At 54.9% G+C, this 19,614-nt stretch carries 18 protein-coding genes; 6 read left to right on the top strand and 12 right to left on the bottom strand.

The genetic code is table 11. From position 1 onward, the window contains the following. Window positions 1-125 precede the first annotated feature (125 nt). From G461_RS0108970 to G461_RS0108980, 3 genes are read left to right on the top strand one after another with little or no spacing between them, the layout of a single operon-like run. Window positions 126-2,576: a DmsA/YnfE/YnfF family dimethyl sulfoxide reductase gene (locus G461_RS0108970; protein WP_026971584.1), complete on the top strand. Its 2,451-nt coding sequence runs from the start codon at window positions 126-128 to the stop codon at window positions 2,574-2,576. A gap of 11 nt (window positions 2,577-2,587) precedes the next feature. Beyond that, a complete protein-coding gene (locus G461_RS0108975) occupies window positions 2,588-3,208 on the top strand; it encodes a DMSO/selenate family reductase complex B subunit (protein ID WP_026971585.1) in 621 nt (206 codons plus the stop codon). Window position 3,209: 1 nt separating this feature from the next. After that, a complete protein-coding gene (locus G461_RS0108980; RefSeq protein ID WP_026971586.1) occupies window positions 3,210-4,064 on the top strand; it encodes a dimethyl sulfoxide reductase anchor subunit family protein in 855 nt (284 codons plus the stop codon). A 122-nt stretch (window positions 4,065-4,186) separates the two neighbouring features. Here the strand turns inward: G461_RS0108980 and G461_RS0108985 are convergent, their stop codons facing one another. From G461_RS0108985 to G461_RS0108995, 3 genes are all read right to left on the bottom strand, one after another. Continuing rightward, the gene (locus G461_RS0108985; RefSeq protein ID WP_157360268.1) at window positions 4,187-4,903 is read right to left on the bottom strand and encodes a hypothetical protein; all 717 of its coding nucleotides are present in this window, start codon (window positions 4,901-4,903) and stop codon (window positions 4,187-4,189) included. Between the two features lie 239 nt (window positions 4,904-5,142). Further along, on the bottom strand, window positions 5,143-5,940 hold the full coding sequence (locus tag G461_RS0108990) for an SGNH/GDSL hydrolase family protein (protein WP_026971588.1): 798 nt from the start codon (window positions 5,938-5,940) through the stop codon (window positions 5,143-5,145). 45 nt (window positions 5,941-5,985) lie between these two features. Continuing rightward, window positions 5,986-6,204, bottom strand: coding sequence for a hypothetical protein (locus G461_RS0108995; RefSeq protein WP_026971589.1), 219 nt, complete (start codon window positions 6,202-6,204; stop codon window positions 5,986-5,988). A gap of 155 nt (window positions 6,205-6,359) precedes the next feature. On the opposite strand from G461_RS0108995, the gene G461_RS0109000 reads away from it, so the two are divergent. From G461_RS0109000 to G461_RS0109010, 3 genes are all read left to right on the top strand, one after another. Then, window positions 6,360-6,716 (top strand): YibL family ribosome-associated protein, encoded by a 357-nt coding sequence (locus G461_RS0109000; RefSeq protein WP_026971590.1) that lies wholly within the window; start codon window positions 6,360-6,362, stop codon window positions 6,714-6,716. A gap of 135 nt (window positions 6,717-6,851) precedes the next feature. Next, window positions 6,852-7,334 carry an SPOR domain-containing protein gene (locus G461_RS0109005; protein ID WP_026971591.1) on the top strand — a complete coding sequence of 161 codons (483 nt, stop codon included), beginning with the start codon at window positions 6,852-6,854 and terminating at the stop codon, window positions 7,332-7,334. After that, window positions 7,334-7,828: a hypothetical protein gene (locus G461_RS0109010; protein WP_026971592.1), complete on the top strand. Its 495-nt coding sequence runs from the start codon at window positions 7,334-7,336 to the stop codon at window positions 7,826-7,828. Before G461_RS0109005 ends, G461_RS0109010 begins: the two co-directional genes overlap by 1 nt. A gap of 4 nt (window positions 7,829-7,832) precedes the next feature. Here G461_RS0109010 and G461_RS0109015 read toward each other — a convergent pair whose 3' ends face one another. The 9 genes from G461_RS0109015 to tssA form a co-directional block, all read right to left on the bottom strand. After that, window positions 7,833-8,231: a DUF4150 domain-containing protein gene (locus G461_RS0109015; RefSeq protein WP_026971593.1), complete on the bottom strand. Its 399-nt coding sequence runs from the start codon at window positions 8,229-8,231 to the stop codon at window positions 7,833-7,835. A gap of 3 nt (window positions 8,232-8,234) precedes the next feature. Next, window positions 8,235-8,816, bottom strand: a complete 582-nt coding sequence (locus G461_RS0109020; RefSeq protein WP_026971594.1) for a DUF3540 domain-containing protein — start codon at window positions 8,814-8,816, stop codon at window positions 8,235-8,237. After that, window positions 8,813-9,877 carry a pentapeptide repeat-containing protein gene (locus G461_RS0109025; RefSeq protein WP_026971595.1) on the bottom strand — a complete coding sequence of 355 codons (1,065 nt, stop codon included), beginning with the start codon at window positions 9,875-9,877 and terminating at the stop codon, window positions 8,813-8,815. The genes G461_RS0109020 and G461_RS0109025 overlap by 4 nt, the downstream gene beginning before the upstream one ends. Next, window positions 9,867-12,461, bottom strand: a complete 2,595-nt coding sequence (locus G461_RS0109030; RefSeq protein ID WP_026971596.1) for a DUF2169 family type VI secretion system accessory protein — start codon at window positions 12,459-12,461, stop codon at window positions 9,867-9,869. The genes G461_RS0109025 and G461_RS0109030 overlap by 11 nt, the downstream gene beginning before the upstream one ends. Then, window positions 12,458-15,535 carry a contractile injection system protein, VgrG/Pvc8 family gene (locus G461_RS0109035; RefSeq protein ID WP_026971597.1) on the bottom strand — a complete coding sequence of 1,026 codons (3,078 nt, stop codon included), beginning with the start codon at window positions 15,533-15,535 and terminating at the stop codon, window positions 12,458-12,460. The genes G461_RS0109030 and G461_RS0109035 overlap by 4 nt, the downstream gene beginning before the upstream one ends. A gap of 348 nt (window positions 15,536-15,883) precedes the next feature. Continuing rightward, complete coding sequence (locus tag G461_RS0109040; protein WP_026971598.1) at window positions 15,884-16,651, bottom strand: hypothetical protein; 768 nt, start codon at window positions 16,649-16,651, stop codon at window positions 15,884-15,886. Window positions 16,652-16,723: 72 nt separating this feature from the next. Next, on the bottom strand, window positions 16,724-17,656 hold the full coding sequence (locus tag G461_RS0109045; protein WP_157360269.1) for a hypothetical protein: 933 nt from the start codon (window positions 17,654-17,656) through the stop codon (window positions 16,724-16,726). Window positions 17,657-17,709: 53 nt separating this feature from the next. After that, on the bottom strand, window positions 17,710-18,255 hold the full coding sequence (locus G461_RS0109050; protein ID WP_026971600.1) for a hypothetical protein: 546 nt from the start codon (window positions 18,253-18,255) through the stop codon (window positions 17,710-17,712). A 70-nt stretch (window positions 18,256-18,325) separates the two neighbouring features. Further along, entirely contained in the window at window positions 18,326-19,453 is a 1,128-nt protein-coding gene (tssA, locus tag G461_RS0109055) for a type VI secretion system protein TssA (RefSeq protein ID WP_026971601.1), read from the bottom strand. Between the last annotated feature and the right edge of the window lie 161 nt (window positions 19,454-19,614).

Below are 19,614 nucleotides of genomic sequence, written 5' to 3' on the forward strand. Positions count from 1 at the left end.
TTGCTTAGTTAATAATTTTAAAAAGCAGCTTGATGTTAATCAATTTGACTGGAGTTAAGCCCTGATGTCTTCCCAATAGCAACTAGCTTTAGATTACCTACGATTAATTTCGCAAGGCTCTTTATATGTCAAATAACACCGATAAAACGACTGGCGCAACACTGAGCCGTCGCAGCTTTATAAAATGCTCCTCCGCCGTTGGTGCAGCGGCCGCCATTGCCAGTGGCATTAGCCTGCCCTTTAAGAGCAAACCTGCCAACGCCGCCGAAGCTAGCACGCCAGCAGGACCTGAAAAGGTCGTCTGGAGCGCCTGTACGGTTAACTGCGGTTCGCGCTGCCCATTGCGCATGCACGTGCAGGACGGCGAGATCAAATACGTGGAAACCGACAACACCGGCAACGATGTATTTGGCGAGGATACCCAAGTACGCGCCTGCCTGCGTGGCCGCTCCATGCGTAAACGGGTCTACAATCCTGACCGCTTAAAGTATCCGATGAAGCGCACCGGCAAGCGCGGCGAGGGCAAATTCGAGCGGATCTCCTGGGAGCAAGCCTATGATGAGATCGCCGACACCATGAAGCGTCTGATTAAGGACTATGGCAACGACTCGATCTACCTCAACTACGGCACCGGCACCTTGGGCGGAACCGTCACCAAGTCGTGGCCACCGCACAATACCCTGATCGCCCGTTTGATGAGCCTATGTGGTGGCTACCTGAATCACTACGGCGACTACTCCACCGCACAGATCGCCAAGGGCCTGAGCTACACCTATGGCGGCTGGGCGCACAATAACTCCTTCTCCGACCTGGCCAACACCAAACTGAACATCCAGTTTGGCAACAACCCAGCGGAAACCCGTATGTCTGGCGGCGGACTGGTGCATCACTATGTGGCCAGTAAAAACCTCTCCAAGGCCAGAACCATTATTATCGACCCGCGCTACACCGACACCGCAGCCGGACGGGAAGACCAGTGGATCCCCATCCGCCCTTCCACCGATGCGGCGCTGGTTGCAGGCCTGGCCTATGTGATGATTACCGAAGACTTGGTCGACCAAGCGTTTCTCGATAAGTACTGCGTGGGCTATGACGAGAAGACCCTACCCGCCTCCGCCCCAGCCAACAGCGACTATAAGTCCTACATCCTGGGTAAGGGTGAAGACGGCATTGCCAAAACCCCAGAATGGGCTTCGAAGATCACCACCATCCCGGTGGATGTGATCGTGAAGTTAGCGCGGGAGATGGGCACCAACCGTCCCTGCGCCATCCACCAAGGCTGGGGGCTGCAGCGCACCGCCAATGGTGAAATGGCCTGTCGCGCGGTGGCCATGTTGGCCCTGCTCACCGGTTCGGTGGGCGTATCCGGCGGCTCCACCGGGGCGCGCGAGAGTGATATCAATATTCCCTTTGTGCGCTTCCCAACCGTGGACAACCCGGTGAGCACGTCTATCTCGATGTTCCTGTGGACCGATGCCATCTATCGCCATCAGGAGATGACCGACAAGACCGACGGCGTACGCGGGGCCGAGCGACTGAGCAACCCGATTAAGATGATCTGGAACTACGCTGGTAACTGCTTGATTAACCAGCACGCCGACATCAACCGCACCCACGACATCCTGCAAGATGACCAAGCCTGCGAGATGATTGTGGTGATCGATAACCATATGACCGCTTCGGCCAAGTATGCCGATATCATCCTGCCCGATCTCACCACCTCTGAACAGGATGATTGGGCAATGGATGGCAAGGCTTCCAACGCGCCCTACTTTATCTTCGCCCAGCAGGCCATCGAGCCGCAGTTTGAAGCGAAGGGGATCTATGAGGTCTGCAGCGAGCTGGCCAAACGCATGGGTGTGGAGGATGAGTTCACCGAAGGGCGCAGCCAGGCCGAATGGGTGGAGCATCTGTATGCCGAAACCCGCAAGCAAGACCCATCCTTGCCAAGCTTTGAGGAGATGAAGGAGCTGGGCATCTACAAGCGCCAGTATCAGCGCGACTTTATCGCCTATGAAGACTTCCGCAAGGACCCTGAGGCGAATCCGCTGAATACCCCAAGCGGCAAGATTGAGATCTACTCTGAAGCACTGGCCGAGATCGCCGCGACCTGGGAGCTTGATGATGACGAGGTGATCCACCCGCTGCCCATCTACGTGGATGTGTTCGAGGGCCACAACGACCCACTCACCGCCAAGTATCCACTGCAACTGACCGGCTTCCACTTTAAGTCGCGCTGCCACTCCACCTACGGCAACGTGGCAGAGCTTAAAGCGGCGGCCCGCCAAGAGCTGTGGATCAACCCCATCGATGCCGCCGAGCGCGGGATTAAACATGGCGATATGGTCAGCATCTTTAACGACCGCGGCGAGGTGCATATCACCGCGCAGGTCACGCCACGGATCCTACCGCGCGTAGTGGCGCTCGGCGAAGGTGCCTGGTATGCCCCGGACGGCCAGAAGGTTGACCACGGCGGCTCCATCAATGTGCTGACCACCCAGCGGCCGAGTCCTCTGGCCAAGGGCAACCCACAGCACACCAACCTGGTTCAGGTTAAAGCCATCAAGAAAGCGTAAGGTAGGTCGACATGAAACAATTAGGCTTTTACATAGATTCGAGTAAATGCACGGGTTGTAAGACTTGCCAGCTTGCTTGCAAAGACTATCGCGACCTCGATGTAAAACGCAGCTACCGGCGGATCTACGAGTACACCGGTGGCGGCTTTGTGCAGGATGGCGACACCTGGATCCAAAACGATGTGTTCGCCTACTACTTGTCCATCGCCTGCAACCATTGCACCCACCCCGCCTGCGTGCAGGCCTGCCCTTCCGGGGCCATGCATAAGCGCGATGACAATGGCTTGGTGCTGGTCGATGAAGACATCTGCATCGGTTGTCAGCATTGCGCCAACGCCTGCCCCTACGGCGCGCCGCAGTTTGATAAAACCCGCGGGATTATGACCAAGTGCGACGGCTGCATCCAGCGGCTATCCGAAGGAAAACAACCGATGTGCGTGGAATCTTGCCCGCTGCGGGCACTGGAGTTTGGCGATATGAGCGAGCTGCGTGAGAAATACGGCTTAACCGCCGATGTAGCACCGCTGCCACCGTCGAGCCAGACCCTGCCCAACATCGTTATCAAGCTGAACAAAAACTCCAAGCCCACCGGCGATACCACGGGCTTCTTAGTCAACCCGAAGGAGGTGTAGCATGATCTTTCACGAATGGTCTCTGATCTTCTTTACGGTGCTGGCGCAGACAGCGGTGGGCGGCTACCTGCTGGTCAGTGCCAACGCGCTGATAAGCCGCCACGATGAAGAGAAGATAAACAGCTACAAGATCCCGATGTTCGTGCTGTGGGCACTGATGGGCATTGGCTTTATGTTCTCGACCCTGCATCTTGGCTCGCCGCTGCGGGCCTTTAACGCCTTTAATCGCTTAGGGGCCGCCTGGCTCTCTAACGAGGTGTTCTTCGGTGCGGCCTTCTTTGCGGTGGGCGGTTTGCAGTGGCTGCTGTCGGTGTTAAACAAGGGCGGGCTGATGGCTCAGAAAGTCCTGACCATCGTGGCTATGCTGCTGGGTGCAATCTTTATGTACGCCATGATCAAGGTCTACATGATCAACACCGTACCCACTTGGTTTAACGTCTACACCCCGCTTAGCTTCCTGATGACCATGGTGGTGGCCGGGCTGCTGCTCTATCAGTGGATTAAGGTCTCTGCCGACGACGACAATGCCGCGCTGCATCGCTATATCGTGCTGATTGCCATCGTTGCAGTGGCCATCAGCGTGGTGGTCACTCTGGGCAAAGCCAACCTGATGGGCGAGATCCAAACCTCCATCACCAGCGCATCCGCCTTGGTGGATGGTTTGGCCAACTACCTGCTACTGCAAGTGGCGCTGTTGATGCTGGGGCTGTTCATCTGGGCGCAGCCACTGATTAGCGGCAAGGCGGTCAAGCCATTGAACTTAGCGCTGGCCTTGGTGCTGGTATTGACCTCGGAGCTGATAGGCCGCGGCCTGTTCTACAGCCTGCACATGACCTCGGGGCTGCCCAAGTTCTAGCGACGTTGCCTAACAGCTATTGCCTATAAACAGTTGCCTATAAACAAGTGCCGACCAAGCAAGACAAAGGCTTAACAGTTCACGCTGTTAAGCCTTTTCCCTATGCTCGCTAGAGCAACTAGTTATTCACCACTATAGGCACGACAATCTTTTGGATTGGCTTTGAAGAAATAGGCGCGCGAGCTTTTGCTGCCCTGACGGTAGGCGTCTTGCTCAGATTTTGCGGCCCTGACGGCGTCCATATCCATCGAGAGCATTACAAACAGCTCGCCCAGTTGGTCCAGCGGGCGCACCTTGTAGTCACTCTCTCGCTGGTAAAAGCGGTGGGTTACCGCTATCCAATAGCGCTGCGAGCGATCGCCCCAAAAGTTGCGATACATCTCTTTGGTATGTAAATCATAGTGATAATCGTGTTTGCCGCGACTCAGCGCTTGGTAGGGATAGAAATATTGTCTATCAAAGGTAAAGGGCTGCGGCTCTTTGGTAAAGCGCCCAGAGGCATCGGCCAGCGGCGTATCGGCCATCATGGCTTTTTCCGGCAGGTCATGGATATAGCGATAGAAACGCGCCGAGGTCTCGCCCACTACCTTGCGCCAGCTCTCGCGGATAACAGGGTCGTATTGCAGATGGGTTGCCAGCTCCGGCACATCGCTGATGCGAATACACACAAAGTAATCGCGGTAGGGAAACTCCTTGAACTCCAGCATTTGATTGCTGTTGAGGTCGATATGATCGAACGTGGGAATACTGGCACGGCTAGGTGCCGAAGCCAACAACGCAACTATCAAACAGCTACGCCAAATCAGGCTCGCCAGACTTGCATTCACAATCCCTTGCACTGCACTCTCCTGTTGATCGCTCAATGAGTAACATCAAGAGCTTTGATAGCTCCTTACCCTTTGTTAAAAAACCATAACATTCAGAGGCTTGTTAGTATACCCGAACAAGCTCAATATGCTTGTTCGGGTATCAAGTGCAGTGCTCGGAAACTATGTTCGAAAGCTATGCTCGAAAGCTAAGCTCGGAAACTACGATTGGCGGGTGCTTTTGGGCGTAGCTGTTTTAGTTCTCCCTTAGATTAGAGCGCGCGGATCGCCGCCTCTATCTTACGTGCCACCTTACGAAATCCCGCCGGATTAGGGTGGATCTCGTTGAGCCACTCATCGTCGGCCACCGTGCCATGGGTATCCACCACGGTTAGGTTGTCGTGACGACTCGCCACATGCTGCACACGCTTTTTAAACTCAGTGAGCAGATGTGTGATCACCGCCTTTTGCTCATCCTCATCGTCAAAGCCTTTGGCCTTCATATGCGGCCATACCCACGACTCCATCACCTCAACCGCCCGAAACAGCTTAAAGCCCACTGGCGATGGCGGACAGATATCGTAGGTGTGGGTAACAATCTGCGTTTCCGGGTTACGTGAGTATTGCGCGACCATCAGCGCCAGCAGCTCATAGGCCAGCTCGATTTGGGTTAACTTCAGCTCAATCCGATGGTGCTCCAAGCAGTCTTGCCAGTTCTCGCCCGAGCTACGCTCCTTGAGAATAAAGTCGAAGTCGAACTTACCGACGATGTCGTTGCCACCACCGGAGAACAGCAATACATCGAAGTGCTGACGCGACAGCCGTTTCATCAGGCTCAGCTTGGCCTCGCCAGAGACCATCGCCACCGCCTCATCGCCGTTAGACGAGGTATTAAACAGCAGAAAATCATCGTTCTCTGCCAGCACGTTAATCACATTTGAGCGGGTTCCCACCCCGCCCCACAGCCCGGGGTAGGCAAACCACGAATCCCCTTCTGCCAAAATAACCTTGTCAAAGTCGTTCTCTTCAAGCATCACATCAAACTTACGCACACTGTTTGTTGCAGGCATGGTGCCTCCTCCTATGAGTGAGTTGTTGGGTAAGTCAGTTCGTGTTTAAGGCTCTATCTGCCCAATGGAATACAGCACCAGTTCTGCCGGGTTTTCGCCCTCGCCCAAACTTTGGATATCTTCGCCTTCACGCCTTAGCTCATCGATAACGGCCAGCGCCTTATCCTGCTCAACCTCGATAATCATCGGCATCTCAGCAGCCGACACGCCAAAGCGCGTGACGATTAGCAGTTCTCTCACTTTGTCTTTATCTGAATGGGGCATGGCAATTCACCGAGCAGAGCTGGAGACCTAAGCATAGCCAAGATCAGGATTTCCCCCATCACAAGGCGCTGGGTGCTATACTCCGCGCACTTTAGCTATTCGTTCACCGGCCTACCTGCCCATCTGCGCGCGCCAGCACGGTAAAGAGAGAAAATATGAACCTTAAAAAAGAAGTCCAGGACATCAACAACAAACTGGAGCAATCACGCCGTAAACTGGCCGCTGCGATTCAACGTGGCGACGACCCGATTATCGACCAGTTCAACAAGCAAATCACCGCTCTGGAAAAGCAACTAGCCAGCGTTAAAGGCCAGCAAAAGAAAGTTAACAGCAAGAAGTCTGAAGCGATCCGCAACCTTGCCTTTAACCGCCCACTCACCAAGAAAGAGCAAGCCGATATGGGTAAGCTGAAAAAGTCAGTCCGAGGGTTAGTTGTGGTTCACCCAATGACGGCGCTGGGACGTGAAATGGGCGTTGATAAAGTGACTGGGTTTGCGCCTAAAGAGTTTTAAGTACTCTAGTGGAGTGTTGAACCTCCTACTTTTTACTCGTTAATACTCCCGTAGTGAGTACGGGAAGCCTTTACTGATTGCAAACACAGTAATAGTTGCTAGATTGACAGTATCTCCTTGTTACTGATGATGAGCATGCCCAAATCTCTGCTGGCGCTAATTGCAATCCTTACAGGCCTAACACTTGCGGCGGCAGCGCTGTTGCCGCCACATACACCTAGTGAAAAGTCAGCCTATAGCTTGGTGCAATCAACCCTTAAGGCGCCGCTGCCTGCGACCAGCTTACAGCTAACCAGCCAGACATTGGCGGATAGCCAGTTCGCTGTGCAGCTTGGGCTTTATCCCGACCTTCAACAAGCAACCACCACCGCCCAGCAACTCTCGCTGCCATCGGTGCCCAGCATCTTTGCCACTGAGCAAAACGCCCACCTTTGGTACACCCTGCTGCTCGGCCCTTATCCTGATATGGAGCAGGCGCAGAGTGCGCAATCGCAGTTGGCCACCAAGGGCATTGCAGCCACGAACTTGGTGGTTTGGCCTGCCGATGGCGCATCATCAAAGCAGTCTGCGTCATCCAAGTCGCAGGCATCCCCCAACACGCAGGAGCAAGGTAGCTGATGCCAGTTCATGTACCGCCGCCTCAACGCGGATATCGACAGTTAGTTAGGGTGGTCAAAGACAAAAGCGCGACCAGTCACTACCAGTTGGCTAACGCCTATGGCGAAGGCCCGCGTGTGGCGCACACCGATCTGCGCATGCGCACCCTCGAAGAGTTAGGACTGCCTTCGGTCAGCCCGCGTCGCCCAGCGCCGACAGTGAGTGGCGGCAACTTCTCTCGGCGTGACTCCACCATTATGTTCCATCAGTTAAACCCGCAAACCCGCGGCTATTTCAGTGGCGTGAGCCCGCTAGTGGTGAGTCGTAGCGACACCTCGCCGGGCACTAAAATGCGCACTGGCGTGGGCGTTGATAGCTTTAGTACCAAGATTGAAGCGAGCATCGGCTCATCAATGGGTATAACCACCTCCCACGGTGGCCCGAACAGCCAAGACAAAGATAAGCAAAACGGCTCCCAGCCTAATCATGCAACCGGGTTCTCCGCTTTTAACTGATGGGCTAACTTAAGATCATCACCTTCACCTGACAGGGGCTAAGCGTCACTCCAGGAATATTGGCCAGCGGCCCATTCTGCCCGGTTATCGACAGCATCTTGGTGGCGGGCATCACCGATTTGAACACCTTAAAGCTCCCCAGAATATGCATGCACGAGCCCATAATCAGGTTCGATACCAGTCCCAACAGCAGGCCCGCTTCATCGCCATTGCTAAGCACCACCGTGGTTAACAGGTTGTGGTCAGGCATCGCTTCGGTGTACTGGTTATACACCGTTGGCACCGCCATGCTGGTGGTGGCGATATTCGGGTAAGGCAGTGGCACCGTGGCCACGCCAACTAAGGTTTTACACACATCGGGAAAGGCCAGATTGATAGCGGTCATTTGCGTATTGGCAAACATGGCTCACCCCATATTGATGCGTTCGCCATCGATGCGAACGTCTTGCTCTGCGGTAATTACCTGCTGGCGGCCGGACAGGCGCAGCAGACCTTTTGCGGTCACCATCAACTGATTGACCTGCTTGACCATATGCTCGGCGCAGCTGACCAAGGTGCCACTTACCGATACCACCCCATGTTGACCAGTGAGCGAGAAGCGGTTTAGCGATACCAAATCCAGCTGCTTATCGGCGCTCAGCGTTAACTCGGGGGCATGCACGGCAATCGGCGTCGCGCTGCGTAGCTGCAGGGTTTGCGGGCTTTTTCGCTTGAGGATGTGCAGCACAAAGCAGCCGCTTTCATCGCCAAGATAGGCCACCCGATCGCCGAGCTGCGGCTCTACCAAGGCGCTGAGTGCCAGCTCGGCGTGAACATGCTGGTCGATAAGATAGTTAGCGCTGCCATCATCCGGCAGCGCAGTGATGACGCCAGTACAATAAGCGACAGGCTGCTGAGCACCGGATGACTGGCCCGGCGATATCGCAGATTCAGCAATTTGCTCTTGAGGGCACTCACGAGCGTGGTCATAGGCGATATAAGGCTTCATAGGACGACTCCTAACTGGCTGAGTTTCTCTTCAATTTGGCTAAGATCCGGGTCGGTATCCAACACCGCATCGCCACTGGTATTCGGCCAATCGCTGTTGTTGAGCGTCATCTGGTGGATGTTAGTGCGATTGAGCGTAACGCCTTTTAGCTGGCACTCGTTCAAGCTAGCGTGGGCAAAATTCACGTAACTGAGGTCACAGCCGTTGAGCTTGCACTGCTTAAGCGATGCCTGCTTAAACCAGCCTTCTTTGAGCATACATTCTGTGAAATCGACCTCATCAATCTGGGCTTGCTGAAAGTTACAGGCTTGCATCACCGCCTTGCCGAACTGGCTTTGTTTGATAGTGGCTTCGATAAACAAGGCCCGCTGCAGCTGAGCGCCTGTGAAATCGGCCTTCTCAATCTTACATTTGGAGAAGTTGGAGCCTTGCAATTGCGCACCTGCCAGCTTGGTGCCCACCAGCTTGCTCTCGGAGCAGGTGCAGTTTTGCAAGGGCATTGCGGATAGATCCAAGCCACTAAGGTCGGCCTCTAACAGCAATACCTGATTAAGCTGACATTGGCTTAACGTGGTTTTAGTGAGATTGGCCTTGAGCCAGGCAACATTACTAAACATGCAGCTATCGAACTGCGCGCCCTCGAAGCTCAGTTGATTTAGCGCGGTGGTCTTAAAGCTGCAGTTGGTCGCGCTGATCTTGTCGAACTTACAGTCGCTGAAGGTGGTTGCCTCAAGGCTTAAGCTATCAAAGCTCGCCCCGCTTAGATCGCTCTCAGCGAAGGTGGCACCATGGCACTCGCCGTGCCACTGGGTGTCTTCGGCCGTGCTTTGCAGCAGGTTGCTTTGGTTCCAGCGGAGTTTGTTGAACTGGGTCTTGGCAAACTGACAGCGAATAAACACACAGCGCTGCCATTGGCACTCGTCCAGCGTCATATTGCTGAAATCGCACTCGATAAAGGTCAGCCCTGCTATGGCGACCTGTCGCCAGCGCTGGCCACTAAAATTGGCGTTCATCACCGGCTTACCGGTGGCGGCATAGTCTTGTAGTTGCTCAGGATGCATGGTGTCCTGCCTGTTGGTGAGGAATGGCGTGCTTCGGTGGTGGAGTTTGGCTTAGCCCGGTTACCCGGCACTGGATAAAGCTGCCGTGATCGGTGTCGACCTCGCGCAGCTCGCAGTCACGCCAGTCCACCTGTTGGGCTTGAGTTTTGCGCAGGTTGGTTTGATGCAGCAGGCTGTCCCGCCAATCCAGCTCGGCCAGTTGGCTGTCGCCCATCAGGCTGCGATGGAAGGAGGAGCCACGTAGTGTCGATTGCCGCCACTGGCTGGCGCAAAAATCGCATTCGACAAACAGCGCGCCACTGGCCGGGCAATTCACCAAGGTTAGCTCGCGTAGGCCGCACTTCGACCAGCGAACCTCGCGAAGATCAACCTCGTCCCAGTGCCCACCTGGGCCAAACTGCACCAGCTCAGCGGTACTGCCTTGCCAGCGGCTCTGGCTACACTGCGCGCCGACTAGCACACAGCGCTTAAGTGATGCTTCCCGCCAATCACTAGCGCGGCAATCCGCTTCATACATCACCAGCGCCTCAACCTTGGCGCTGTGCCAGCACGACGCACCAAGGTCGCTTTGCACAAACTGGCTATCGCTCACCATTGCACTGTTGAACACCGCACCCTGCAAGCTGGCCCGAGTGGCATTCACCTTGGTCAGCGTGGCGTGGCTAAAATCCGGAGCACTAAGATTCGCCTCCAGCAGCTGAGTGTTATCCATCGTGGCATGCGTAAAGCTGCAGTCTCGCCCTGTGAGCAGTGAGAGGTTGGCGCTGTTTAGCATGGCGCCAGCAAAGTCAACGTTATCCACCTGACTGCCGGTTAACACCGCATCAGCCAGCTGACTGCCCGCAAAAGCGCAGCCACTGAGGTTCGCCCCCTCCAGCATCACGCCCCGACAATCTTGCCCGGAGAAATCCAGACCACTGAGATCGGCCCCCGCCAGATCTCGCCCGGCGATACTCTCCCCTTCAGCTAGCCATTGCTCGACAAGCTGGCGCAGCAATATAGCCTGCCGCTCGGGTAGAGGCAGGTAATCTTGAGTTAGCTGCGGGGTTAGTTGCCGCAGAGAAATATGCGACTGAGTTTGCAATTGCTCAGCCTGCGCCAAGGATTGCTGGTTTGTAGAAGGCGCAGGATTAGTAGCTTGCATCGCTCGTTTGATCAGCTCGTCATCGCTGATGCAGCTGGTAGCAGTTTGCGGGCTTGTCGTGCGTTTTAGCGGCTGCGCAGGCGCTTTAGCCAGCGCCTTTTTGCTCACTTCCGCCACCTTGGCCATCACCGGGCTTAAATCAAAATCGAACTCCTCGATAAGCTCAGGCGGGATCACCAAGTCATCATCAACATCCTTGCCAAGCTCTGCGTTGCCCAAGGCTGAGTGCTCAGTTTGCAACGCTTGGGTTTGCGCCTTGATGCGCTGCTGTTGTTGCTGTTTGGCCTTTGCCAATAGTTGGCGGCGGCGCGCTTGTTGTTCTGGACTTTTCTCTGGCAGCAGTGGCGCTTCATTTAGCAGGCTGTTAATCGCAGAGCTGGGATCGGCGCGCTCGGCCAGTTGCTGGGCGTAGTGGGCCATCGGCCGCGGGATATCATCGGCGCTTTCGCAGGCCAGTAGCAGCTGCTTGATATCCAGCCCGTCAACATCGCTGATGGGCACCACACCACGGTGGATGGCCACGCCAAACAGCTGGTCGGGGAACAGCCAGACGGTGTCAATATGATTGTCGACCTCAAAGTAGTGCAGCTCGCCCGCTATCTGCTGGCGCACCACGATGCGCACCCGCAGATTTGGCAATGTGCCGTTTATCTGGGCCAGCTCAGGGTGCAGACCGCTCAGCTGGTAGCGGGTGCCTGGCGCGATATAGCTGGCAAGGCGCTGATCCTCCGCTGCCGCTAAGAACAGCCTAAGATCGGCATCTTCAGGAAAGCCCGGATGGCGGGTTTTCAGCCAGCGCTCATCGTAGGTGCCTTGATACTGGCTGCGTTGCGGCCAGGTGATATCCAACTGCCCCAGCCCCGCCGGTGCTTTAGGCCGTTTGCCGAGCCCAAACTTTTCGCCCGGATAAAAGAAGTTCGCCAATGCAATAGCTTTATCGCCGCCCAGCGCATCTACGCGCTCCAACTGACTGCCCTTTCCGCCCGCACCAAGCGGGTTATTGGCCACGCTGGGGCCACCGTAGGCGCGCTGATAACTTAGCGGTATCTTGGTGAAGAGCTGAGGGGCACTCACCCGTTTTAGCCACCCTTGGCGCCGCCAACGATCGCCGACCACCTTGAGGATTTTATCCACCTCGCCAAAGCGCAGCCCTACTTCGCTCTCGCTAGTCGGTTTGCTTAATGGAGCATAGGCGCTTCCAGCCACCAGCACCTCGCCGCAAGGCTTAGCGAAGCCCATATCCAGCACTTGGCTTTTACCCAAGGCCTCATTAATAAGCGGCCACAGTTTGTTCTCCAGCAGCAGCTTGCGGCGCTCCCCAAGCGCAAAAAAGCTTAGCGCGCCAATCGCCATCTGCCATTGATCAGCGCCAGAGGGGCCAAAGCGATAAGGTCGGGTGATAAGCCCCAGGCTGCGGGGTTTGAGTAGTTGCATGCTCATAGGTTTATCTGCATTACCAGCATGTTGATTTGCGGGCCGGAGTCGATTTCTATCTCCACCGATGGCTTGGTCGGTTTAAGAGACACAGGTGCAGTCTTCATATCAATATGTACCGACGTGTCCGTCTCGCTGCGAATAGTGATACCTGCCGTCGTCGAAAACGACGCGTTCACGCCCAAGAAGGTAGAGCTGTCGATCTTCGCCCCCATAAAGGTGGACGAGCTGATATCAGCTGCCATCGACACTGATGAGGAGATGCTGCTGCCCATCCGAATATTGCTATCCACGGTGGCAGACAGCGCGGTCGAGGTAGAGTTTTTAGCGCCGATAAAAGTCTCGGTGTTGTTAAACGCGCCGATGGTGGTCGACACGTTATTGCTGGCACTAATATTGGTGGTCACGCTGTTGGATGCGCCGATATTGGTTGCCACCGAGTTACTGGCCGAGATCTTGGTTGCCACGTCGTTGCTGGTGCTGATATGGGTACTCACGCTATTGCTGGCACCAATGCTGGTATCGACGGTATTGCTCGATGAGATGCTGGTGTTGATGGTATTGGTGGCCGCCAGCTGGGTGGAGATGGTGTTCTTCATCCCCAGGTAGGTATCGATATGGTTAGTCATCCCCAAGAAGGTCGACAGATTGTTCACCGCCGCCAAGGTGGTCGAGATATCGGTGCGGGTGCCCATAAAGGTGTTCAGCCCCACGGTATTGCCAATCTGGGTCGAGATCGCCGCGCTATTGCCGATGGTGGTATTGATGTTGTCGCTGTTGCCGATGGTGGTACTGATGGCATCGCTGTTGCCAATATGGGTGCTGGTGTTGCTGGCGTTACCAAGGTGGGTGGATTTATTGACCGTGTCACCGCTCACCGCACTGTCGGAATAGACGATGGCGCTGCTGCCGCCAAAGCTCGGTGGCGAGGTGCCCTGCCCACTTAGTGAGATGCTGCGACCTTTGGCATGGTGCTCGCTGTAGCTGTCGCCCTCACTTAAGCTGTCGGCGATATCGATAATGCTCTGCTCTGGCACCTTACCATCGATAAAGCTGGGGTTGGCTAAGTCCACCGTGCCGTCGTACTCGCCCACCACCGAGCGACTGACCGATTTGCCTACCTTGGAATAGCTCTGAGAGGTGCCGGTATCGCTGTAGCCGTAACTGATTAGGGCATGGCTTTCGTTGTAGCTGCTACCCGCCGATACGCTGGCTCCGCTGACCCCGGCGGCGTCTTGGTTGCTGACTGAGATGCTATAGCCACCGCCACGGGAAAAGCTGGCGTTATCATAGCTGTGGCCGAGCATATCCGGCTGGTCATAGGCGCGCTCCACCACCGCCTTTTCTTGTTCGAAGTTAACCGCCGAGCTGTAGCCATAGCGCAGGCTGATGCCATCGCCATAACTACAGGAATAGCTGGAGCCCCAGCTGGTATTGGCAGTCCACGACTGGTTACGCCGATCCGGCGGCTGGACGGTCTTGGAGCCGTGAGACGCCACCACATTCAGCTCCGGCAGCTCGCTATCGTTCTGTGCCCGCGACACCATCACCATCGCCCCCACTTCCGGCGCCGAGGTGCTGCTGGAGCTCAAACGCACCCAAAACTGCTCGCTGCTATCGAGCGCGGTGGCAAACTGCACCAGACAGCCCTTCTCCTTTTCATCGCTGCCATCGAAGGTGTTTTGCGACTGCTCCACCTGATAGTTGTTCTTCTCGCGATAGCGCCAACCGCGCGGCACTGCGGTTTCAATCACCTTGGCGAGCACGCTACCTTGCTGGGTGCTGTCCATGGAGAACGGGGTGAGCAAGGTGCCGTTATTGCTGTCGGTTTCAACGTTCACCTCAGTGGCCTGTAGCTGGCCGCTGTATGGCTTATCGTCGCTAGCCTTGTGCTGAATGCTGGTCACCACAAAGGTCTTGCCGCTGAATTGCTGGCGCATCAGCCGTGAAACGTTGCTGCTGGCAGCGCTCGGCTGGCTGAGCTGGAAGGTATAACCGGGACTCAGCAGCGGCGAGGTGGCCGAGCCTGTGAGCGTTTCTTGGTCGGTGGCAATCTCCTGTTTGAGCTTTTTAAGCTGCCCCTCCGCCTCGCTGCGATTGGTGCCATAGGCATAGCGATGATGACGCAGGTACTGAGGGCTCTGTTGTTCTTCCGGGTCGCCGTTGTAGCTGGTAAAGCCCGCCACATCGTTCTCTTCCCACTGCGCCTGCTCGCGGGTCAATACCGCATCCACTGACTCGGTCACCAGCTTCACCTGATAACCCATATCGCACAGCAGGTCGTCTTGCTGCAGGCCAAGCTTCTCCGCGCTGGAGTAGCTGTAGCGCAAGGTCAGCGGCTGGCTGTTGCAATTGGGAATATCCACTTCCTGCAAGGCGGTGGGGCGATTGGAAAACACCAGCGTGAGGCCGCTGGCCTTGTGGATAAAGTAAAAATGCACCGCTGCGTGGCCAGCAACCCGCTGCAGGAAAGCCATATCGGTCTCGCCCGCTTGCAGCCAATCTTGCACCCGGCTTACCGTGAGGCTGCTATCGAAGCGAAACTCGAGGGTGAGCCGGCCTGATTGCGTCTCCCGCTGCAGCAGCTTGCTAAACAGCGCCTGCACGTCCATGCCGTGGTAGATATGGTAGCGATTGCGCAGGGTAAGAAAGTGTAGCGGCGAGCCCAGCACCATTTGATAACTGCCCGGCGCTTGCAAGGTCATACTGGTCACCACCCCTTGGAAGAAACGCGAGGGGGTCGACTCTTCCCAACTCGGCAGATCATCATCGGGGCTATGGGCGAAACGGTCGCTACTCCAAGGGCGAGATAGGCGCACACTGGCCCATAGACCAACCACATCGGCGGTATCAAAACTGGCCAGCTGCTCTACCTGGGTGCGATCCAGCTGCTCAACATCGTCGGCGCGCAACTCGAGGGTAAACTGAAACGGTTGGGAGATCCCCTCCTGCCCCTGCAACGAAGACAAGCGCAGGAAATCATCGGTCATGGCATTAAGCGCAGAGATCCCATCCACCCGCAGCTGCAAAGGCCGGGTAAGCCGCCGTTCACTGGCAATGGTAACGTCGGTTAACGCCATAGGAAGTCCTGTTCCACCCTATTCAATTACTCGCTCAAAGCGAGCCTGTACAGGGTTATAGCAGGTTGAATGCCAGTTTTAACCGATTGATTTATTAAGAAAAAATTGTAAAGCCACAGCGCGCGGGTAATTTTTCACCCAGTCGTTCGATTGCTAAGGCTTGAACGAACGGCAAGTGAAAGCCAAGTCGGGAGAAAGACCAATTATTCTCATATGGATGTCTCGATATTGTCTCATAGAAAAAACTACAAGCGAAGGCTTCGCCGAGGCAGATAAAAGTGCATTTTGTAGATGCTTCCATTCGTGTATGAATGTTTCAGACAGTGAAAACTCGTTTAACTCTGGCAGTTACACAGAATTATTTACAGGGTCGTAATCAGGATCAGTATCCATATCTCCGCCATGATTCAGGTGCTTCCTGAATACATCACTAGGGTTACCTAAAGCTTCAGCGACTCTGGGGAAGGCCATGTATACAAGCCGGCCCCCTCGTTCAGCCAGTTCATCTCGCATGGTCGTATGATCAGCTTCTCCATTTGGTAAAGCGCGAAACCCCGGATAGTGAGCGTCATTACTATCACCATGTCTATTTGCTTCCTCCTGTGCAGCTACCCCACTATCATAAGCACCAACATCCAGTAAGCCCCTCAGGTTGCGCTCAGCCTTCTGGCGGTCAATATTCTGTCCATTATTGAGCCTGTCTTCTTGGCGTTTTAAGCTGTTTAGCCTATGACCTTCTCCATGACCAACACCGCCAAAACGAACGGCGCTTATTGGGTTTTGTTGTTCAAATGCTTCTGCTGCTTGTAGAAACTTAAATTTCCTCTCCGCTCTCGGTCCTAGTCGCAATCCTCGCCGGCTAGGTAAAGCTCGCGTAGCAGCTTGAAGTCGACGTTCACATCGATTACGACCACTGTGCCCCGGCATTGCCCTTAACAAATTTGCAACCCCTTCTGCCGCCTCTCTCAGGGACTGCCCTTGACCTAAGCGACTATGCAATTCTGTCGAGATTGCTCGCCGTACCAAGCAATGGGCTAAAATATGGTCCCCTTGATCTCCACCACCGCCACTCTGAAAAAGGCCCTTCTGCCGACCATAATTTCTTCGACCTGTCATAATGTTTCCTTACTATTTTCTTGCAATAGTCTTTCTAAAAGAAAGTGTAGTACTCGACACCCGCTCAAATCCCTATTCCTTGTAAGAAGGATCCCGGCGACGCATTTGGGCACGTAGGTGCGGGTCGTGACCGATATCGGTAGCAACGCCCTGGCGTTTTTGCACACTGCCACCCATAACAATTTTCTTGACCGGCTCAGAACCTTGCCCGGTGGGCCCCATGTATCCAGCAACGCGGTTTTTGCGGCCGAAGAACGAGCGCAGCTTAGTTTGCAGGGCGCCCGCAAAGGTTTGACTCCAGTTACCTGCGTGGTGAAATTCCATGGTTTGCTGTTTAAAGTGTTGGTAGATGTCCGGCATCGTCTCGTTTAGCTTATGCTGCGTGCCACTGAAACAGGAGTTGGCACGCACCTCACTGTTCTCAGGAAGGCCCATGGTATGTAGCATCTGCCCTACCTTATTCGCAGAGGCCACTTCGTTAGTATTGCTGTAGATATTGGTGTCACCGTATTCTCCATGTCCTTGGGTGTAGACAATGGGCGCGCCGCGCTTTTTGTTGATGCTGCTAAAGTCGGTCATCGCGCTGTCAACCGAAGACCAGGTCTTCAACTGGTTTAACGCCGCCAATCGGTGTTGGTCTTTTTCGGTGCTCAGCGCTGTATTTACCTGGGTGGCGAAGGCCTCACGCTGTTTCTGGTCTTTGAAGACAGGCCGAATGGCTTTCATGCCTTGTTCGATGCCAAAGGCACTCATTCCGACCGTGTTAGCGAACAAGTTACCTACATCGTTGTGCGGTGACACGATATAGCGCTGCTGAAATTTCTCTACGGGTTTGAGCTTCGATTTGGCATCACGCATTTGCTTGAGAATCGAAGGCTCAGGAGCGGGGGGCTTCGGCTGAGCGGAAACACTTCGCAAATGTTGCTTAACATGGCTGTAGAGGCCGCCGCCCGACTTTCCTTGCTGGCCAGCGACTAGCTGACGTTTCCTTGTCTTTTCGTCCACAGTTGTCTCCTTACAATACGTTACAATTACCTATTCGAGACTGATTTCGGGCTCTAACGTCTGCGCCCCACAAAGCTTGGAATATGCGCCGCATTTATCTCATCTTCAGTAGCTCCTCGGCCACTCCATGCATCATGTCCGTTCAAGTGAGCATGAGAGCGCCCCCCCATAAGAAAGCGGCCATCCTGACTTCTTTGAATTCGTACCACTGCATTGCTGTGGGCGTTTCTAGTCTTGTCGAGGATCGTATTGTCGTTAGTGTGAATTCTTACAGTAAAGTGCTGCCCAGGGTGCTCACTATCAGGAACTTCGAAGTTTCTGCCAGTCCGGATTTGATGCCTTCCTCCTCCAAAGTTGGGATGCCATGTTTTCTGCTGAGAAGGATGCAAAAAGCTAAGTAAATGTGTGGCGCTTATGTCCCCCCGCTTTCGTCTCATTTGCTCTAAATCACTAGAAGTGAAACCCAACGGCTCTGATTCACGATTTCTCAGAGTTGCATTGTGAATAGTATCTGCCTGACTAATTGAATTCCTTCTGGCGCGTCCATTGTTTTTGACCTTCAGAAAGTCTAAAGCCGCCCGATGTTCGCCTGTCGGCATATCTTCTCCTTACCTACCAGTCCATTTAGATAACTTCGATTTCGATCGCACGAAACCACAAAAATAGTCTCTACTCATTACCCACTTCCAAGCCCATCACCTCAAAGATATTCAGCTGCCCGCCCTGCTGCAGAAACAGCTGCTGATAGAGATCGGGCGCGCTCATCTCACCCCAGCTGCAGGCGGTGTAGACCAAGTACGGCACTGGGCTGTGGGGATCGTCTTCCATCAAAAACTCGGCGGCGCGGCGCAGTAGCACAAAGGCATCGGCGCGGTCACGTAGCTCGCCATTACTAGGGCCTCCTCCCCCGCCGCCCGCTGACGATGGCGGCGCTTCACCGTCGGGCTGGTCATCGCTTGGCGCATCACTACTGTCGTTTTTACCAGCCAGAGCAACGCCACGGCGTTGCAGCTCGCTGCAGATCATCTCGTTGACGTTATTGACCAACTTGCGCAGGTCGTTGAGGCTGGGGCTATCTTGCTCGCAGGTGTTATCAAACCACTGCTGCAGGGCATCGATGGCGCGCTTGGCATCATCGAGGTCTTGGTGAAGGGCTTGTAGCCACGCGGGCGCAGTTGCCGCTAAACGCTGCTTGAACAGCCGTGGGGTTGGGCCGTCCCATTCGCCGCTGAACTTGTTTTGCGACTGCAGCAGCTGATAGCGCAGCGCGTTTTCCCACTCATCCCAGCAGTACTCCTCGCCATCGAGCAGGGTGTCGGTGATTTTTACCAGTCGCAGCTGTAGGGTGAGCTTCTCATTGATCCAGTTGATGGGGTTGGTGCGATACTCCAGATCGCCATCTTCCATCTGCGGGTGCATGCTGTCCCAGTACTTCTCACATAGCTGCAGAATCAACATCATCGCCGGCGCGATACCGGCATAGCCATGCAGGTGAATGTTCGACTCCAGCAGCCATACCCCTAACTGCAGGTCCTTACATTTTTCACTCAGGGCATCGAGGGCAATCTTCTGCACTTCGTGCCAGTCGGCCACTTTTAGCTCGTGGCTCCACACCCCCAACGGCAGGCTGGGATCATCGGCTTTGCGGGCATTCTTGATATTGAAGTACACCCCATTGTGGCGCACCGACTCGCCCACCTGATTGTCTCCCACTGGCGCAATCAAGCGCTCTAGCGGCACACCAAAGTGATGCTGGATATAATCATCTACCGGCTGGTTATCGTTGGGTAATCGCATACTGTTGTCCTTATACCAATCTAAATAAGTAACTGATAACTCTTGCTGGTTAAAATCATTGATGACCGCGTCAACGCTTTTGTAATTAGTCCACTAGTTACGGCAAGCGCCTCCTTGTCCTCAATGATTTTCCCTGCGCAATACCTGATCATTAACTTATC

Source organism: Aliagarivorans marinus DSM 23064, assembly GCF_000429485.1.
In the GTDB taxonomy this organism is placed as follows: Bacteria; Pseudomonadota; Gammaproteobacteria; order Enterobacterales; family Celerinatantimonadaceae; genus Aliagarivorans; species Aliagarivorans marinus.

What these genes read in the sequence shown, in the direction of transcription:
- G461_RS0108970 (WP_026971584.1), top strand. Translation starts at nt 126, where the DNA reads ATGTCAAATAACACCGATAAAACGACTGGCGCAACACTGAGCCGTCGC.
- G461_RS0108975 (WP_026971585.1), top strand. Translation starts at nt 2,588, where the DNA reads ATGAAACAATTAGGCTTTTACATAGATTCGAGTAAATGCACGGGTTGT.
- G461_RS0108980 (WP_026971586.1), top strand. Translation starts at nt 3,210, where the DNA reads ATGATCTTTCACGAATGGTCTCTGATCTTCTTTACGGTGCTGGCGCAG.
- G461_RS0108990 (WP_026971588.1), bottom strand. Translation starts at nt 5,940, where the DNA reads ATGCCTGCAACAAACAGTGTGCGTAAGTTTGATGTGATGCTTGAAGAG.
- G461_RS0108995 (WP_026971589.1), bottom strand. Translation starts at nt 6,204, where the DNA reads ATGCCCCATTCAGATAAAGACAAAGTGAGAGAACTGCTAATCGTCACG.
- G461_RS0109000 (WP_026971590.1), top strand. Translation starts at nt 6,360, where the DNA reads ATGAACCTTAAAAAAGAAGTCCAGGACATCAACAACAAACTGGAGCAA.
- G461_RS0109005 (WP_026971591.1), top strand. Translation starts at nt 6,852, where the DNA reads ATGCCCAAATCTCTGCTGGCGCTAATTGCAATCCTTACAGGCCTAACA.
- G461_RS0109010 (WP_026971592.1), top strand. Translation starts at nt 7,334, where the DNA reads ATGCCAGTTCATGTACCGCCGCCTCAACGCGGATATCGACAGTTAGTT.
- G461_RS0109015 (WP_026971593.1), bottom strand. Translation starts at nt 8,231, where the DNA reads ATGTTTGCCAATACGCAAATGACCGCTATCAATCTGGCCTTTCCCGAT.
- G461_RS0109020 (WP_026971594.1), bottom strand. Translation starts at nt 8,816, where the DNA reads ATGAAGCCTTATATCGCCTATGACCACGCTCGTGAGTGCCCTCAAGAG.
- G461_RS0109025 (WP_026971595.1), bottom strand. Translation starts at nt 9,877, where the DNA reads ATGCATCCTGAGCAACTACAAGACTATGCCGCCACCGGTAAGCCGGTG.
- G461_RS0109030 (WP_026971596.1), bottom strand. Translation starts at nt 12,461, where the DNA reads ATGAGCATGCAACTACTCAAACCCCGCAGCCTGGGGCTTATCACCCGA.
- G461_RS0109035 (WP_026971597.1), bottom strand. Translation starts at nt 15,535, where the DNA reads ATGGCGTTAACCGACGTTACCATTGCCAGTGAACGGCGGCTTACCCGG.
- G461_RS0109040 (WP_026971598.1), bottom strand. Translation starts at nt 16,651, where the DNA reads ATGACAGGTCGAAGAAATTATGGTCGGCAGAAGGGCCTTTTTCAGAGT.
- G461_RS0109050 (WP_026971600.1), bottom strand. Translation starts at nt 18,255, where the DNA reads ATGCCGACAGGCGAACATCGGGCGGCTTTAGACTTTCTGAAGGTCAAA.
- tssA (WP_026971601.1), bottom strand. Translation starts at nt 19,453, where the DNA reads ATGCGATTACCCAACGATAACCAGCCGGTAGATGATTATATCCAGCAT.